The organism is Pseudomonas fragi, assembly GCF_025426255.1.
In the GTDB taxonomy this organism is placed as follows: domain Bacteria; phylum Pseudomonadota; class Gammaproteobacteria; order Pseudomonadales; family Pseudomonadaceae; genus Aquipseudomonas; species Aquipseudomonas kulmbachensis.
The window spans coordinates 3,980,335-3,997,345 of sequence record NZ_CP104861.1 but is presented as its reverse complement, the minus strand read 5'-3'; the positions used below and the strand labels follow the sequence as shown (position 1 = coordinate 3,997,345).

General features: G+C 57.3%; 11 protein-coding genes. 6 read left to right on the top strand and 5 right to left on the bottom strand.

Going from position 1 to position 17,011, the window contains the following annotated elements:
* The 3 genes from N7D90_RS18545 to N7D90_RS18535 all read left to right on the top strand — a co-directional run bounded on the left by N7D90_RS18545 (nucleotide 1) and on the right by N7D90_RS18535 (nucleotide 3,565).
* The gene (locus tag N7D90_RS18545; protein ID WP_261739363.1) at nucleotides 1-1,161 is read left to right on the top strand and encodes an ABC transporter ATP-binding protein; all 1,161 of its coding nucleotides are present in this window, start codon (nucleotides 1-3) and stop codon (nucleotides 1,159-1,161) included.
* 84 nt (nucleotides 1,162-1,245) lie between these two features.
* On the top strand, nucleotides 1,246-2,598 hold the full coding sequence (locus tag N7D90_RS18540; RefSeq protein WP_261739362.1) for a carbohydrate porin: 1,353 nt from the start codon (nucleotides 1,246-1,248) through the stop codon (nucleotides 2,596-2,598).
* A 103-nt stretch (nucleotides 2,599-2,701) separates the two neighbouring features.
* A complete protein-coding gene (locus N7D90_RS18535; protein WP_261739361.1) occupies nucleotides 2,702-3,565 on the top strand; it encodes a D-hexose-6-phosphate mutarotase in 864 nt (287 codons plus the stop codon).
* Nucleotides 3,566-3,596: 31 nt separating this feature from the next.
* On the opposite strand, the gene N7D90_RS18530 is transcribed toward N7D90_RS18535, so the two are convergent.
* From N7D90_RS18530 to N7D90_RS18520, 3 genes are all read right to left on the bottom strand, one after another.
* On the bottom strand, nucleotides 3,597-6,386 hold the full coding sequence (locus N7D90_RS18530; RefSeq protein ID WP_261739360.1) for an RHS repeat-associated core domain-containing protein: 2,790 nt from the start codon (nucleotides 6,384-6,386) through the stop codon (nucleotides 3,597-3,599).
* Nucleotides 6,383-11,002, bottom strand: coding sequence for a SpvB/TcaC N-terminal domain-containing protein (locus N7D90_RS18525; RefSeq protein ID WP_410011861.1), 4,620 nt, complete (start codon nucleotides 11,000-11,002; stop codon nucleotides 6,383-6,385). The genes N7D90_RS18530 and N7D90_RS18525 overlap by 4 nt, the downstream gene beginning before the upstream one ends.
* A 310-nt stretch (nucleotides 11,003-11,312) precedes the next feature.
* Nucleotides 11,313-12,173, bottom strand: a complete 861-nt coding sequence (locus N7D90_RS18520) for a MurR/RpiR family transcriptional regulator (RefSeq protein WP_261742479.1) — start codon at nucleotides 12,171-12,173, stop codon at nucleotides 11,313-11,315.
* Between the two features lie 205 nt (nucleotides 12,174-12,378).
* Here N7D90_RS18520 and zwf point away from each other — a divergent pair, with 205 nt between their 5' ends.
* The 3 genes from zwf to N7D90_RS18505 are packed head-to-tail and all read left to right on the top strand — an operon-like array spanning nucleotide 12,379 to nucleotide 15,231.
* Nucleotides 12,379-13,848 carry a glucose-6-phosphate dehydrogenase gene (zwf, locus tag N7D90_RS18515; protein ID WP_261739358.1) on the top strand — a complete coding sequence of 490 codons (1,470 nt, stop codon included), beginning with the start codon at nucleotides 12,379-12,381 and terminating at the stop codon, nucleotides 13,846-13,848.
* On the top strand, nucleotides 13,835-14,548 hold the full coding sequence (pgl, locus tag N7D90_RS18510) for a 6-phosphogluconolactonase (RefSeq protein WP_261739357.1): 714 nt from the start codon (nucleotides 13,835-13,837) through the stop codon (nucleotides 14,546-14,548). Before zwf ends, pgl begins: the two co-directional genes overlap by 14 nt.
* 17 nt (nucleotides 14,549-14,565) lie before the next feature.
* Nucleotides 14,566-15,231, top strand: a complete 666-nt coding sequence (locus N7D90_RS18505) for a bifunctional 4-hydroxy-2-oxoglutarate aldolase/2-dehydro-3-deoxy-phosphogluconate aldolase (RefSeq protein WP_395246975.1) — start codon at nucleotides 14,566-14,568, stop codon at nucleotides 15,229-15,231.
* A 275-nt stretch (nucleotides 15,232-15,506) separates the two neighbouring features.
* Here the strand turns inward: N7D90_RS18505 and N7D90_RS18500 are convergent, their stop codons facing one another.
* Both N7D90_RS18500 and N7D90_RS18495 read right to left on the bottom strand, forming a co-directional pair.
* Nucleotides 15,507-16,700, bottom strand: a complete 1,194-nt coding sequence (locus N7D90_RS18500; protein ID WP_261739355.1) for an aminotransferase class V-fold PLP-dependent enzyme — start codon at nucleotides 16,698-16,700, stop codon at nucleotides 15,507-15,509.
* 11 nt (nucleotides 16,701-16,711) lie between these two features.
* A complete protein-coding gene (locus N7D90_RS18495; protein WP_261739354.1) occupies nucleotides 16,712-16,948 on the bottom strand; it encodes a DUF3820 family protein in 237 nt (78 codons plus the stop codon).
* Between the last annotated feature and the right edge of the window lie 63 nt (nucleotides 16,949-17,011).

The following is a 17,011-nucleotide window of genomic DNA, read 5'->3' as shown; positions in this document are numbered from 1 at the left end:
ATGGCTACTCTCGAATTACGTAACGTGAATAAATCCTACGGCAAGGGTTTGCCCGACACGCTGAAAAACATTGAACTGAAAATCAACGATGGCGAATTTCTGATTCTGGTGGGGCCTTCGGGCTGCGGTAAGTCGACCCTGATGAACTGCATTGCCGGTCTTGAGACCATCAGTGGCGGGGCGATTCTGGTGGACGATGCCGACATCAGCGGCATGAGCCCCAAGGACCGTGATATCGCCATGGTATTTCAGTCCTACGCGCTGTATCCGACAATGAACGTGCGCGACAACATCGCCTTCGGTCTCAAGATCCGCAAAATGAGCGCGGAGGCGATTGAAGAAGAAGTCGCACGGGTTGCCAAGCTGCTGCAAATCGAGCACCTGCTGACCCGCAAGCCTGGTCAGTTGTCGGGTGGTCAGCAACAGCGCGTGGCGATGGGGCGGGCACTGGCGCGGCGGCCGAAGATTTACCTGTTTGACGAGCCGCTGTCCAACCTCGACGCCAAGCTGCGGGTCGAAATGCGCACTGAAATGAAGTTGATGCATCAACGCCTGAAAACCACCACCGTTTACGTCACCCATGACCAGATTGAAGCCATGACCCTGGGCGACAAAGTGGCCGTGATGAAAGACGGGATCATCCAGCAGTTCGGTACACCCAAGCAGATCTACAACGACCCGGCCAACCTGTTTGTGGCCAGCTTTATTGGTTCGCCACCGATGAACTTCATCCCCCTGCGCCTGCAGCGTCGCGAAGGACGGTTGCTGGCCCTGCTCGACAGCGGGCAGGCACGCTGCGAGTTGCCGCTGGGCATGCAGGACGCCGGGTTGGAGGATCGTGATGTGATTGTGGGCATTCGCGCCGAGCAGATTGTGTTGGCACCCGCCGAGCCCAATGGCTTGCCAACGATTCGTGCTGAAGCGCAGGTCATCGAGCCCACAGGCCCTGACACCCTGGTTTTTGTGAACCTGAACGGGAGCAAGGTCTGCTGCCGAATGGCCCCTGATGATGCGCCGCTAGTGGGGCAGAGCCTCAATTTGCAGTTCGATCCGGCCAAAGTGCTACTGTTTGATGCGAATACGGGCGAGCGTCTGGGAGCGATGAGTTCGCCTCAGACCCACGGCCGGGCAGATAACGTGGCGCAATTCAAGGGTCGTTAAGTCGGAACAGGGAGCCTGTGACCAGGCCTCCTTGAGTTGTGCCGCGTTAAACAATGCCAATAAGAAAACAACGAGGATTAAGGGATGACTAACAGAATGACCCGCACCCGTCTGGCCTGCCAGCTATCGGCAATTATCGCGCTAAGCCTGGGTGCAAGCAGTGTCTACGCCGACGAAGCGTTCAGCGCCGACTCGAAATGGATGACCGGCGACTGGGGCGGTGAACGGACCAAACTGATTGAACAGGGCATCGACATCAAGGCCGATTACGTCGGTGAAGTCGGTGCCAACCTGCATGGCGGTTACAACGACGACAAGACTGCGCGCTACAGCGACCAGTTCGGTCTGGGCGTGGCTTTGGACCTGCAGAAACTGTGGGGCTGGGATAACACCCAGGCCAAGATCCAACTCACCAACCGTAATGGCCAGAACATCTCCAATGACCGTGTCGGCGACCCGCGTGCCGGCACTCTGAGTTCCTCCCAGGAAGTCTACGGCCGTGGCCATATGGTGCGCTTGACCCAATTGTGGATTCAGCACCAGTTCCTCGACGGCAAACTGGACGTCAAGGCCGGTTACTTCGGTGAAGGCGAAGACTTCAACACCTTCCCGTGCGAATTCCAGAACCTGGCGTTCTGCGGCTCCCAGGTCGGTAACTGGGCCACCAACATCTGGTACAACTGGCCGGTTAGCCAGGCTGCACTGCGTGTGAAATATAATATTTCGCCCGAGTTCTATGCGCAGATCGGCGCGTACAACCAGAATCCGTCGCAGCTTGAACACGGCAATGGCTTCAAGCTCAGCGGCAGCGGCACCAAGGGCACCGTCCTGCCGGTCGAACTGGTCTGGTCGCCGAAGGTCAACAGCCTGCCGGGTGAATACCGTGTCGGTTACTACAAAAGCACCGCGCCGGCCGATGACCTGCGCGAAGACATCAATGGCAATGACGCCGCAACCACCGGCCAGAGCTACCGCGTTCGCAACAGCAAAAGCGGCTACTGGTTTGTTGCGCAGCAGCAACTCACCACCCATAACGGTGATGCTTCCCGCGGCCTGAACATTGCTGCCAATGCCACCTTCCACGACAAGGACACCAACATCGTCGACAACTACCAGTCGCTGATGTTCGTGTACAAGGGCCCGTTCGATGCGCGTCCAAAAGATGACGTAGGTATCGGTTTTGCCCGTATCCATGTCAACGACGAGGTGAAGAAAAACGCCGAGCTGGCCAACGCGGCCATTGGCGCCACCGACTACAGCGATCCGCTGTACTCGCCATTGCGCTCTACCGAGTACAACTACGAAATCAACTACGGCTTCCACGTGACCAACTGGCTTACCGTGCGTCCAAACCTGCAATACATCACTCACCCGGGTGGTGTGGACCAGGTAGATAACGCATTGGTAGCAGGACTGAAAATTCAGTCGGTGTTCTAGGGTTCTTGCGCTAAGCTCCTTGCTTTTCCAGCGGATAGCCTTGGCTATCCGTTTTTTTTTCGGGGCTGCACACCTCGGCGTATGATTTTCAGGACTGCGGCACATGCATGAGCATCCGCTTCACCGTTTCTTCAAATCCAAACGCGAACAGCCGATTTTTCAGTGGGAGCGTTTTCAGCAACGCGACGTACTGGTGATCGATCACCCACATTGCCAGGCCGTATTCAGCCGTCAGGGCGCGCAATTGCTGCACTTCCAACCAACCGGGCAAAAGCCGTGGTTGTGGTGCGCAGCCAAATGGCCACAAGTGGGTGCCATACGCGGTGGGGTCCCTATTTGCTGGCCTTGGTATGGCCGCCATCCCAGTGAAAACGCGTGGCCATCCCATGGTTGGGCGCGGTTGATCGACTGGAAGCTGCTCGACAGCAGCACCGATGAAGAGGGTGTGACCCTGCACTGGCGTTTGCAGCTGTGCGATTGGCAGGTCGATTTGCATGCACGTCTGGGTGAAGAAATGGAGCTGCGCCTGAGTACCGAACATCAGGACGATGAGCCGTGCCAGGTCAGCCAAGCATTACGCGCTTACTGGCGTATTGGTGATGTCGCGGAGGTAGCGCTGTCCGGTCTGGACGGTGTGCAGGGCTACGATCAGTTGAACCGTGAGGTTTGTCAGCAGAAGGGCGAGCTGCGGGTGGAAGGCGGTTGCCAGCGGGTGTTCCAGCATGACGGCGAAATGCAGCTCAACGATCACGCCTGGCAGAGAGCGTTGAGTATCGACACGGGAGTCAAGGCCAACACGGTGGTCTGGCATCCGGGCAAGCGGCCATTGCTGGGCGTGAGCTGGAATGAAGTGATGGGTTTTGTGTGCGTGGAGTCCACCAGTGGCGGCACGCATAACCAGACCCTGGCCCCCGGCGAGAAAGCTCATTTGAGTTTGCAGGCGAGGGCGGGGTTGGTGGCTGGTTAATGTTGCGGCTTGCTCACAGCCTCTTTTCTCATCAAACGTAGAAATGCTTGACGATGGGGGCAGAGCTTGCAGCGGATGCTGTACTTTTTGCCGGGCCTTTATAAGACAGGTTTGATTTCGAAATAGTCAGGCTGTGGGGTATGAGTATTTGTGGTCGAAACAAACTGTTCATGACCACGTCCGATTGCCCGGAACGCTGCAACTCGAAAACAGCCTCTTTTGTGTCGCCGCTGAACGGTTGCAGCTCGTTCACAATGCTGAGTGCAAGGCCCTCAATCATGTCCATGCCCATAAAGATGGAAGGCAGAATTGTGTTTGACTCGGCTGACCTGAAAAAAAGATATTTATCCCCATGTGCTACCCATGCGGGTGGGTTCGTTACGGGTCTCTGATCAATTTGCGCAAGGTCGGTCAGCTCTAAATGCGCCACGTCGTGATACTCATGCATGGGTTCCAGGACCGTCCGGTATCGATGCTCACCGAATCGGCTCTTTTCTTTCTGGTTTTTTTCGCCGGCCTCTAGTGAAAAAAATACGAAATCGTTTGTAGCGAAACTTTCGATGTCCAAGAGTTCGGTATTGTTTTTATCGAAGGTGATTTTGTTTTTTTGCAGCTGCTTTCTCGACTGCAGCGTCAGTGCGCCACTGCTGTCGCGAAAATCCTTGTTTGAAAAGTGCACAAGGTTAAATACTTCTTCTTGAAACCCCGTGACGAACAGCTCTTCTGCGGCTGACAAGTCCAGGTCTTGCTTAAGCCTCGCCATATTTCTATCGGATAACTCACTGATGGCGGTGAAACCGTTGCCTTGGGTTCTTATGTCCTCCCACGCCTCGCCATGTTTGAGCATATGGTTATAGGCCGCCTCGACTTCTTGCGGCGCATTGCCATTTGGATCAACAAAGTTCAGCGGGTTGTTGCGCAGCATTCGATACAGATTCAAGCCATCCACAGTCCCCGCCGGATCCGGGTTAATCCACCGCTGCAACCATGGCGCGTAATAGCGCATGCCGTAGTAGTAAAGCCCACTGGCATCGCGCTCCTTGCCCGAGTAACGAATGGTTTTATAGGCTGCCTCAACGGCGGAGCGCGCTGACCACCAGGCTGTACCACCATAGGGGTAATAACCTTCATGGCTGATCAGGCTGGCGTGTGCGTCCAGTTCCAGGGTGCTTGAACCCAAGTGGTCATCCAGGGTGTAGCGCAACTGGTCATTCTCGACGGCGTCGGGTTTGCCGTGTGCCCAATGCAGGCAGCGAACGGCAGTCGCGATCACGACTTCAAGGCGTTCTCCTTCGTGGGTATGTATTTCCAGCCCCGGCAAGTAACGCACCTCTGAGGTGTGGGTCACCATTTTTGCCTGCCGGGTGCCGACTTTGCGCAGGCGCTGGCCGCTGGCGTCGTAGATATAGCGCTCCTCATCATCGCTGCCTCCCTGGCGACTGACTTGTACGGTTCGGCTCAATTGATTGCGGTTATCCCAGCTCAGGGGCTGACCGGGTTGCAGGGCTTGCTGGTTGCCATTGGCATCGAAGGCAGCGTTAAAGTCCGGTATTTCAAGCTGGGTCAAACCACGATTGCTTTTGGGCGCGATCAGCATCGTGCGGGTGTAGTTCTGCTGGCCTGTATGACGTAGTTCAGTCAGATTGCCGCCCGCATCGTATTGATAGGTCTGGCGGTAATTGACCAACAGGCTCAAATCGCCCGGGTTGGGCGCAAGTTCAGGTAAATGCGGGCCAATGCTGGCCCCGAGTGCTTCGCTGCCGGTAGCTTCGATCAATTGGTAGAGGCTGTCGTAGCGATAGGTGTTGATGGGTGAGGTTTTATGATGGGCAAAGAAGTGCACAGATTGGGCAAAGTCTTCAATTTGCAGCACATTGCCCACCGGATCGTACTGATAGCTCAGCGACTGCAGAGTACTACCGGGCCGGGTTGAGGTGAGTTTTATCAAGCGTCCGCTGGCAGGGTCGTACTGGCTGGCGCGGGTGACGCCATTGCCCAGGGTCTGGCTTTCAATTTGGCCAAAGGCGTTATAGGCCACGCTGTGGAAAACAGCAGTTTGCGTGCCGCCTTTGAGTTGCAGGGTTGCACCGTTGACTTCACCTGCAACGTTGTAGCTCGTGCGTTGCTGATGACCCGAGGCATCGATCTGACAGGTTGTTTCGCCTAGGGCGCTGTACTGCCAGTTAGTGGTTGCACCACTTCCGGGTTCGAGTAACGCATCGCGTTCGGTTACGGGCTGCGGCCAGTCAGGCGTCTGCAGGCGGGTTAAAAAGTGTCGTGTTGCACTCAAGGCGGTGCCCGATAATGTGTAATCGGCAAAGAGTTGTGTGCCGGCACTGTCATCGTTGCGAACCAAACGACCGCACTGGTTGTGTGCAGCGGCTGGCGCAGAAACAGCGCCATAGCCAAGACGCGTAATAACCTGTTCAGGCTGGCCTGGTCCTTGTTCGCTAATGGCGACCGGTCGTGCCAGTTCATCGAACTCGGTCCGCCAATGGCTGCCTCGACTGTCCCAGCTTTCAGCGTTGTTGGCATTTGCGTCAGCCAGAAGCAAACGCCAACCGGCATCAACGCTGTCGGTTAACAGTACCCGGTTGGACAGACTGAATACGGCGCTTTGATTGGGGGCTCCCAGGCGCGGGTCAGTGCACGCGATGGGTCGCCCGGCGGCATCGAATTGTTGACGAGTTACACGTTCGCTGACAGGTTCTTCGAGGTTGCTGCGATAGTAGGCAACTGTTCGGGCAGCCAACCCACGCGGTTCAATGACTGTGAGTATCGGGGTCATTGCATCCTGCCGGTTGTGCAAGCTAATAGTCATTGCAAGCCTCCTGTATCGCCGACGCTGCTCATGGTTTTGAGGGGGAAGGCCTCCAGATACAGGTCATTTTCATCCTCACTGATGCTGTACCAGGTCAGGTACGTCTGGCGCCGCCAATAACCACTGGCGGTAATGGTTTTGGTCGGGCGGCCCAGCGGGTCGTAGAACTGTTGGTCGCTGTAACCGAACTGGCGAAAGGACTCGTCGTTGATGTAACGATACTTATCGGCGAAGTAAGGCCGGTAGACGCGAACCGCCAAGCCTTTATTGTTGTATTCCACGCGCTCGCTGACACGCCAGCGCTCGGCGGCCTGTACCTGTGCTGGCTGGCCTCCCGTCATGCTCAGGTTGCCTTGGTCGTCGACTGCGTAGGCCTGCCCCGGTTCGACCTTCTGTTTGCTTTGCAAGGCTCGGCCAAACCCGTCCGAGGCACTGATGGACATGCGTACTTGGCGTTGCGGGTCGTTCGGGTAGCGGTCAGCCTGCAAAACTGCGCAATAGGCCGGTTCGCGAGGCAAGGCCAACAAGGCTGCGCAGGTTTGAGCCGAGATCTGGCTTTGCGGGTACTCACCGTTGGCCAAGCGTTTGCGCGCACTGGCGCGTAAATGCCCAGTGGGCATCAGCACCCCCAGCGCTACGCCATTGGGCAGCAGGTTCTGCGGCGCCTTCCCCATCCAGCTGCAGGGTTCGTAGAACATGGCCGAGGCCAGGTCGCCCATCACCGAGCTGTCGGCAATGGCCTGCCCAGCGCTTGCCGTGGCCTGCGTATGGCTGGCCATTGTGCCAAAACCGACATCCATGACCGCCTGGGTTGTGTCGTTCCACTCGGTGCCCCAGAACGTGCTCAGCACCAGCCTGCCCATCGCATCGTAGCGGGCTTCGTTAACATTCTGATTGGGGTCACGAATCCATTTGGCCTGCAAGGATTTGTAGTCGTAGACCACTTCAGTCACACCCTCGTCAGGTGCCGTAAATTTTTCCGGTAGTAACCAAAGGTGGTCATAGCTGACCCTGGACGGTTTGACCCATACCACCGGTTTTTGCTCGAGCAATTTGTTGAAATGCTCAATCGCGGCGAAAGTTGAATACCCCGTGCGTGCTGCCCACAGGCTGGTGCTGGCATCGACCGTGTTGCTGGTGGGCCGCCACAGACCGACATCCACATAACCGGCCGATTCGAGTTTGGCCTTGATCTCGTCAGGAGTGTTGCCCAGCAGGTTTGTCGGTGCGCCCTGAGCATCCTTGATCACATAGGCTTGCAAGGCACTGGCATCCAGTTCGGCCTGTTCGCCATATTCGGGCAGTGCCTCGAAGTTTACCGTCCCGTCAGGGCAGCCCTGGTATTGCACGCGGCTCTGGCCCGCCAGCATGCGCTGGCCGTTGAGCGGGTCTTTGCCCAGAGGTGACTGGGGGCCAATAAAGGTTTCATAACTGATGTTCTTGATCGACGGGTCGCCAGCGTCCAGGACGTAGGCCACATCCTGGCTGCGGTAGGGCAGGCCTAATCGCAGGTAGTCGGTCTGCTTGATATGCAACACCCGCGCATGGCTCTCGCTCAGGTAGCAGCGCAGTTGGGCGTCGTCCCAGGCATCGCCCCACCAACGGCGCAAGTGTGCGTGATCTTCGTCGTCCGGGTACGGAGCCCGTGCACCGGCCCGTCGCGCGCATGCAACGGAGACGGCATGGTTTACGCTGCCATACTCATCCATGGTCAGGTTGATCTGGTGCTGGCAGAGCGGATCATCGCCCTGGCGCTCGTATTGCAGGCTGCGCTGTTCGATGACGAAAGGCTGCATGACGCTGTAGTTGTCATGTGCCGAGCGCGCTTGCAGCAGGCGAACGCCATAGCGACTTTGCGTGACGCTGTAAGGCACGCAATTGCCATCCACCCCCAGAATTTCGGTGCGCAAAACCGAGCCACTCAAGGTGCGGGCCGCGTCGCGCAGGGTTGGGGCATCCCAGTCGGTATGGATCTGCTCGTTGCCGTCCACGCGCTGGGTGCACAGTGGGCTGCCCAGCGGCGCAAGCAGTGCATCGTCGGCCCAGGCATCGGTAACGGCCATGTGCAGGGTCTTGCCGGTGTGAAACCAGGTTTTGCTCAGTACCGGTGCGCTAAGTCCTTGGGTCTCGGTAGCCGGTGCAGACTCTGTGTCGGTTTGCAGCAACAACCCAAATCCGCGAAATTCCCGCTCTACGCCATCGTAATAACCGTGTCGATAGGCAAAGAACTGAGATAAGTGGTTGCCGGTAATCTGATCGAACTGGCGTTGTTCACTGACCAGATGCATGGGGAAGGGCATTTCAGACACTGCCTGAGACGGGTCTTGCAGAAGGGCTTTTTCATCCAGCCATTCCTGGGCCGATGAGCGATACACAACCTCGCCCGCAGCGCCCATGTTGTTGTCCGTGGCGCACAGCAGATACGGTTTGCTGTTGCTGACAAAGTCGCAGCGCCAATGAACAGGTTCAAGATCTGGTTTGCAGGTGTTGCTGGTCACCACCAGGCTTGAGCAGCCCAGACCTTGCAGGTCAGCCACGCTGACGCTGGTCAGCGCCTCATATCGCAACCCTTCGGGCAACGTAATAGTGACGGGGGCGGCGAAACCATGCCCGCTGAGGTTGATGAAAATCTGCACCGAGCCACTTTGCCAATACAGGATGTCGGCGGCCCCCGAGCCATCGAGATCGGCGAGCCGAATGTGCGCGGGGTTAAACTCCCCGGCAAACTCCAGTTTGCCAAGGTTGATCGGCTCGCCGAATCGACCGCGCCCCAGGTTAGGAAAGCAGCTCACGGCCTGATCTGTAATACGGATCAAATGCTGCTGGCCCGATCCCAGCAGGTCACTGAACGCCACCAGTTCGTAGCGATCATCACTGAATACGGGCAAGGCGCTTTCATCGACCTGGCGTTTGACCAGGACGGGGGGAGCGAAACCCTTGTTCTTCAAATTGGCATACAGGCGAACGCTGCGTGTCCCGATCATCGCCAAATCCGACAGGCCGTCTCCCATCAGGTCGGCCAGTTGTGCTTGCGGATGAAAAAATTCGCTGGGGAAGGCTGCGTAGGGGGTGAAGTGGTCCCATTGCTGGTTGGTGTCGAGGGTGAAAAAACCTGCAATGGAGGGCTGGGCCACCAGCCAGTCGAGCTTGCCGTCACCGTTTAGATCAGTCAGAACTTGAAGTGTCGGCGATTGCAGGTTGGCGGCAGGCATTTGCTTGAGCAACTCCCGCGCAGCGTAGCTCACCGCGTTTTTATCAAGACCGGGAGAGGGATGACGGACGGGGCGCCGGTAGTACCAGGCGTTTTCCAGTCGATACAGGATTCCGGCCAGGCCATCGCCGAACAGGTCCACCAATTGGTAGTTACCGGCATCGATGCCCGCGTCCAGCCTTGGCGCCTGCTCGGAAAAAAATGGCGAGAACCGGGCCTCCCCGGCGGTGAGGTTGAATGAGCTGTACTCGAACTCCATCGGCGGGTTGAACTGCGCCTCTTGCCCGACATAACCAATCAAGTGAGCGGTGCTCAGCAATGACGCAACCGGTTGCTGCTGGTACTCCAGTTGCAGGCGCTGGACCAGCGTCGGTTTCCCCTCAATCAGTACCGGGCCGGTATTGTCGGGGCCATCGGCACACCAGTGATACATCAGTACCTGATGGCACAGGCGCAGAGTGCGGTCCTCGAAGCCATATCGGTAACTGCTGACCGGGTCAGCCCGCAGTGGCCACGACTGGCCAGCGGTCTGCGGGTACTCGGGCTGGGCCACCAGTCGAGCGTCGGATTCGCCATAGTCGAACACCAGATCAAAAAGCCAGACCGGTGCCATTGGCTTTTGCAGCAAAAAAGGCACCCGGTCGCCAGTCAGATTGCCATAACGCACACGCTGCAAATAACGATGGGTGTTGCTGTCCCTGCGTTGCCAGGCGTCTGCGTAGGGCCCTGTCAGAGTGCTCAGCGATACATCGTTTTCAGCTATGTATTCGTACAGGACATGTTCGCCATTCACCGCGACCGACTCTTCAAGATGCCACTCTGCAACCCAGGTCGAGGTGTCATGCCGGTGTTGCAATCGGGCGGTTTCACTATGGCCATAAATATGGACGCTACCGTCGGCGATCTGGATCAGCCAAAACGAATCGGTTGCGCCTACATAGTGTTCGAATGTGCTGAAGTCTCCTTCCACCCGTGGTCTGTAGGCGGTCACGCGGTAGGTTTCAGACAACGACCGGTCGCGAAAGCGTGATGCATCGCGAGTGTTGATCTGGCCATTGGCATTGCGCTCAGGCAACAACACATCGCCATTGGGCGAGAGGTAGGCCGGTTCGCTCATATTGCCATTGGCGTCGGGCTCGAACTGCGGCGTGCCCCGGTTGTTTTTCCGACTGATCGAGGGCCGGTTGATTGACCATCCCTGACCGAACTCTGTCCGTCCGCCAGCACTGCTGTAGCTCAATCCCAGTGCTGGGGCATAGCCGCGGCCAGGCGTGATGGGCAAGGGAATGGCGACTGACGCTGCGCCGGTGAAGCCGACGGCTGCCCAGCCTTTGCCAATGCTTTGGATGGCTCCGCCGCCTTTTGGCAGTGAGGGTGCAGAAATACTGAGCGGTTCTTGGGCCATGATCATGAACTCCTGCCACGGGGCTTTTTCAGATAGACCGATCTGAAGATGAAGGGGCAGGAGTAGCAGGCAGAAGAGAGACTGAACCCCGTTTAAAGAATGACCCCGAGGCGTTCACGTTATGACTGTTTTCGACAGCTGTAACCTGTCATATCTGACAGTAAAACGTCCTGGGGACTGCTGCTTCAGAAGAGGAGGGAAGATCATGGTGTAGCCGCTGAGGAGCGCAGAAAGGCTGCGATAAGGTCCGAAGGACCTTCAAAATATCGGGCTCGCTGCGCTCCTCAGCGGCTACAAGCCCCGTGGGCTGTCAGTTGAATTCGTCGCCTACCGGATAGCGGCTGGCGTTGAGGCTTTCCTTGATTTTGCGCAGGTGTGGCTGGAAGTCCACGCCGCGGCGCAAGGTCATGCCGGTGGCCAGCACATCGAGTACGGTGAGCTGAATAATGCGCGAGGTCATTGGCATATAAATGTCAGTGTCTTCGGGCAGCGGGATATTCAGGCTCAAGGTACTGGCTTTGGCCAGCGGCGAATTTTCGGCGGTCAAACCCAGTACAGAGGCACCATTGGCTCGCGCAATACGCGCCACTTCCACCAGCTCACGGGTGCGTCCGGTGTAGGAAATAATCACAAACAGTTCGCCGGTATGCGCCACCGAGGCGATCATGCGCTGCATCAGTACGTCGGCGTGGGCGGTGACCGCCAGATTGAAGCGGAAAAACTTGTGCTGCGCGTCCAGTGCCACCGGGGCCGAGGCACCCAGGCCAAAAAAGTGGATCTGCCGAGCCTGGATCAGCAAGTCGACGGCGCGGCTGACAAGGTTGGGGTCCAATGCCTGACAGGCGCTGTCCAGGGAGGCGATGGCGCTGCCGAAAATCTTCTGCGTGTAAGCGGCCGGATCATCGTCCGCTTCAACCGCACGGCTGACGTAAGCTGCACCACTGGCCAGGCTCTGCGCAAGTTGCAGTTTTAATTCAGGGTAGCCACTGACGCCAAATGAACGGCAGAAACGGTTGACCGTGGGTTCGCTGACGGAGGCTGCCTGAGCCAGCGCAGCGATGCTGAACCGGGTTGCCTGCTGCGGGTTCTGCAAAATGATTTCAGCCACTTTGCGCTCGGCCTTGTTCAGGTCTTCGAGGCGGCCCTTGATCTGTTCGAGTAAATTTCGCACGCGGTCCATTTATGATCCTTGGGTCAGCGATGCAAGAACCGGACTAAAGCGGTTCTGGAAGGTGGCCTATCCTACTGGTGGCCTGTGACGACCACTAGCAGGAATCTGTATTTTCAGAAAATGTTGTGTTTATTACTACATTTTTCCTTGAGTGATGCCTTGAAAAAAGGTATTTGTAGCTTAACTTGATAAAAGAACAAACATCATGCCTTCGATTACGGTTGAACCGTGCACCTTTGCCTTGTTCGGCGCCCTCGGCGATTTGGCCTTGCGCAAGCTGTTTCCTGCTTTATACCAATTGGATCGCGCCGGTCTGCTCCACGCTGACACGCGCATTCTTGCGCTGGCTCGTGAACCCGGCGACGCCACCGCGCATCTGGCGCATATCGACAGCCAGTTGCGCCAGTACCTGGGCGACAAGGAAATCGAAGCTGAGGCGCTAACCCGCTTCCTGGCTCGATTGAGCTATCTGCATGTGGATTTTTTCAAGACTGAAGACTATTTGTCTCTGGCAGAGCTTGCCGGAACAGAACAGCGCTTGATTGCCTACTTCGCCACACCGGCGGCGGTTTACGGTGCTATTTGCGAGAACCTGTCGAAAGTTGGCCTAGCGGAAAACACCCGCGTGGTGCTGGAAAAGCCCATCGGCTCGGATCTTGAATCCTCGCGCAAGGTCAACGATTCCGTGGCGCAGTTCTTCCCCGAGAACCGCACCTACCGGATCGACCACTACCTTGGCAAAGAAACCGTACAAAACCTGATTGCGCTGCGCTTTGCCAACAGCCTGTTCGAAACCCAGTGGAACCAGCGCTACATCTCCCACGTTGAAATCACCGTGGCCGAGAAAGTCGGCATCGAGGGTCGCTGGGGTTATTTCGACAAGGCTGGCCAGCTGCGCGACATGATTCAAAACCATCTGTTGCAGTTGCTGTGCCTGATTGCGATGGATCCGCCTGCGGACCTGTCGGCCGACAGCATTCGCGACGAGAAGGTAAAAGTACTCAAGGCACTGGCCCCGATCAGCGCCGAAGGCCTGACCACCCAAGTGGTGCGCGGCCAGTACATTGCCGGTTACAGCGAAGGCCAGTCAGTGCCGGGTTATCTGGAGGAGGAGAACTCCAACACCCAGAGCGACACCGAAACCTTTGTTGCCCTGCGTGCCGATATTCGCAACTGGCGTTGGGCGGGTGTGCCGTTTTACCTGCGGACCGGCAAGCGGATGCCGCAAAAGCTGTCGCAGATCGTGATCCACTTCAAGGAACCGTCGCACTACATCTTCGCCCCTGAGCAGCGTCTGCAAATCGGCAACAAGCTGATTATTCGTCTGCAGCCGGATGAAGGTATTTCCTTGCGTGTGATGACTAAAGAGCAGGGCCTGGATAAAGGCATGCAGCTGCGCAGCGGTCCGTTGCAATTGAATTTTTCCGACACTTATCGCAGTGAGCGGATCCCGGATGCCTACGAGCGTCTGTTACTTGAAGTCATGCGTGGCAACCAGAACCTGTTTGTACGCAAAGATGAAATTGAAGCAGCATGGAAATGGTGCGACCAGTTGATCGCCGGCTGGAAAAAGTCCGGTGATGCACCCAAGCCGTACGCGGCGGGCTCCTGGGGGCCGATGAGTTCCATTGCTCTGATTACGCGGGACGGGAGGTCTTGGTATGGCGATATCTGATGTGAAACTGCCTGAAGGTGTCAATGCGCACACTTTCAAGAACCCGGCACACATGGCCGAGGGGCTGGCAACTCGTGTTGCCGAGGAATTGAACCAGGCCATCAGCACTCAGGGCGTTGCCACTTTGGTAGTGTCTGGCGGTCGCAGCCCGGTGGCATTTTTCCAGAGCTTGATCAAACAGCCGATCGACTGGTCGAAAGTTGTCGTCAGCCTTGCTGATGAACGCTGGGTGCCGGTTGAACATGCCGACAGCAACGCCGGGCTGCTGAAAAAGCACCTGCTTCAGGGGCCAGCCGCCAAGGCCCGCTTTGTCGGTTTGTATAACGCTGCAGCCACAGTTGAAAAGGCTGCATTGGAAGCGGATCAAGGCCTGGCCGAATTGCCGCCGATTGATGTGCTGATTCTGGGCATGGGTGATGACGGGCATACCGCGTCGTTGTTTCCTAACAGCCCGAACCTGAGCGAAGCCCTGCAACTGGACAACCCGCGCCGTTGCTGGGCGATGCTGGCGCCAACCGTGCCGCATCAGCGTTTGAGCATGAGCCGCAGTCTGCTGGCCAGTGCGAAGCACAAAGTGCTGTCGATCCAGGGACAGTCCAAATTGAACACCCTCAACGAAGCGCTGGGGGGCACAGATGTTGCTGCCTTGCCGATTCGTGCCTTTCTGCAACCTACGTTAGAGATTTACTGGTGCCCATGAGCCAAGGATCAGCTGCCATGACAACAACAATTGCGAACGTATCGATGGCGGATAAAGTCGCCCTGATCGACAGCCTCTGTGAACGTGCACGAATTCTGCCGGTGATTACCATTGCCCGCGAACAAGACATCCTGCCATTGGCGGATGCGCTGGCGGCCGGTGGTCTGACGGCCCTGGAAGTGACCTTGCGCTCGTCGTTCGGCCTCAAGGCCATCCGTATTCTGCGCGATCAGCGCCCTGAGCTGGTGACAGGTGCGGGCACCGTATTGGATCGCCATATGCTGGCGGCGGCAGAAGAAGCTGGTTCGCAATTTATTGTTACGCCGGGCATTACCCGTGACTTGCTCCAGGCCAGCGTTGCCAGCGATATCCCGCTGTTGCCGGGTATCAGCAATGCTTCCGGAATCATGGAAGGCTACGGACTGGGCTACCGTCGCTTTAAATTGTTCCCGGCTGAAGTCAGTGGCGGTGTGGCCGCGATCAAGGCATTGGGCGGCCCGTTTGGCGAGGTCAAATTCTGCCCGACTGGCGGGGTTGGCCCGGCGAATATTCGCAACTACATGGCGTTGAAAAACGTGATGTGTGTGGGCGGTAGCTGGATGCTGGACAGCGAGTGGATCAAAAACGGCGACTGGGCCCGAATCCAGGAATGCACCGCAGAGGCGCTTGCTCTGCTGGATTGATGTTTTAGCTACGAATATGTTGTGTGTTCTACGGTTTTTGGTGCGCTTGGTCGGCGCACCTTTTTTTTGCCCGGGTTTTTGTGATTACAACAAACCCGTAGCAGCTGCCGTAGGAACGAGGCTGCGTTCGATTGCGCAGCGATCGTAAATCCTGAATGCACGGTTTTTTCAGAAAGAACGCATAGTCTGACTTTACGACGGCTTCGTCGGAGTGCCGCACCACGCCAACGCAGCCTCGTTCCTACGGCAGCTGCTACGGGGCGAGCATCAAATGGTTATGCGTGGGCCAGTGACAGCTCGCGCAACGCCCTGACCAACTGATTAATGTCATCCAGACTGGTGGTTAAACCCACAGTGATACGAATGCAACTGCCACACGCCGAGCCATTGCGGGCGACGGTGAACAGGTTGTAGTCCTTGAGCAGGCGGTCAACCATCGGCTGCTGATCCTGTAGATGGGTAAAGCGCAGCGACGTAATGGCGCAACGCAGCCGCGGATCATCTTCGATCAGCACTTCAATCCCCGGCATTTTTCGCGCCTCACTCACCCACAGATCGCGCAGGTAGTTCAGTCGTGCTCCCTTGGCCCGTGCGCCGCCCATGTACTGGTGCTCCTGTAACACTGTGGGCAGGGTCAGCCAGGCCGGGATATTGGCGGTGCCGTAGGGCGAGCGGTTGCGGATATCCGGTTCCGGGTAATGCTGGCTGGCCATGTCGGGGTCAATATCGGCCAGGCGCTGCGGGTCTATATACATACAGCCCAGTGTCAGCGGCGCCCCGATCCATTTATGCAGGTTGTACCCGGCAAAGGCGACGCCCAATGTCTGCAGATCGAACTCGATCTGGCCCAGGGCGTGGGCACCGTCAAGTATCACATCGACCCCGTGCTCTTTGGCCGCTGCGACAATCTCCTGCACGGGCAGCACCAGCCCGGTGCGGTGGGTCACATGGGTAAGGGCCATCAGCTTGATACGCGGGTGGCGCACAAAGGCTTCGCGATAGCTGGCCACCAGGCTTTCATAAGTAGCAGGGTGCTTGTGGGTGATTTCAATGACTTCAAGCCCGCGTTGCTGTGCCACCCAGCGCATCGCATATTCGACGCTGTGGTATTCCAGGTCGCAGATCAGCAATTGATCGCCGGGTTGCAGGCCGTTGTAGTTGCGAATCAACGATTGCAGGGCGTCGGACGCGCGCGAAGTCAGTGCCACACCTGCCGGGTCAACGCCCAGCAGCTCGGCAAGTTGGTCGCGGATCTCGATGTTCCGGGACACATCGAAATGCTGGCGCACAGGGATCGAGTTGTTGCGGTTAATAAAGTCGATATTGCGCTGGTAGTCCTGCGCCACGTCGCGAGTCATGCGCCCGAAGTAGCCGTTTTCCAGATTGATCGGACCGGGAGCTACGTCGTAGCGCTCGGCAATGGCGTGCCAGAAGTTTTCGTCGCGGGCGTTGTCTTCAATCCTTGGCATGGGCAACTCTTTCAGTGGCGGGGTTTGGGTTTTGCGTGTTTGGCGCGCAATGGGTCGAGGAGGTCCGACAGGCCGTTGTGATCAATCTCTTGCATCAGGGCCAGCAAGCCGCCCAGTTCGCCGTGGGGGAAGCCCTGGCGGGCAAACCAGTTCAAGTACTGGCCGGGCAGGTCGGCGATGATACGGCCTTTGTATTTGCCGAAGGGCATTTCGCGTGTCAGCAACAGTTCGAGTTTTTCGGGGTTCATGCGGCGGCCTTTATTACGTGAAGCTATAGGATGAAAAATACAGGCAATTTGCATGAAGGCCAA

Bases quoted from the DNA above. Each gene is read 5' to 3' on its own strand.
- N7D90_RS18545 (WP_261739363.1), top strand. From the start codon at position 1: ATGGCTACTCTCGAATTACGTAACGTGAATAAATCCTACGGCAAGGGT.
- N7D90_RS18540 (WP_261739362.1), top strand. From the start codon at position 1,246: ATGACTAACAGAATGACCCGCACCCGTCTGGCCTGCCAGCTATCGGCA.
- N7D90_RS18535 (WP_261739361.1), top strand. From the start codon at position 2,702: ATGCATGAGCATCCGCTTCACCGTTTCTTCAAATCCAAACGCGAACAG.
- N7D90_RS18530 (WP_261739360.1), bottom strand. From the start codon at position 6,386: ATGACTATTAGCTTGCACAACCGGCAGGATGCAATGACCCCGATACTC.
- N7D90_RS18525 (WP_410011861.1), bottom strand. From the start codon at position 11,002: ATGGCCCAAGAACCGCTCAGTATTTCTGCACCCTCACTGCCAAAAGGC.
- zwf (WP_261739358.1), top strand. From the start codon at position 12,379: ATGCCTTCGATTACGGTTGAACCGTGCACCTTTGCCTTGTTCGGCGCC.
- pgl (WP_261739357.1), top strand. From the start codon at position 13,835: ATGGCGATATCTGATGTGAAACTGCCTGAAGGTGTCAATGCGCACACT.
- N7D90_RS18505 (WP_395246975.1), top strand. From the start codon at position 14,566: ATGACAACAACAATTGCGAACGTATCGATGGCGGATAAAGTCGCCCTG.
- N7D90_RS18500 (WP_261739355.1), bottom strand. From the start codon at position 16,700: ATGCCAAGGATTGAAGACAACGCCCGCGACGAAAACTTCTGGCACGCC.
- N7D90_RS18495 (WP_261739354.1), bottom strand. From the start codon at position 16,948: ATGAACCCCGAAAAACTCGAACTGTTGCTGACACGCGAAATGCCCTTC.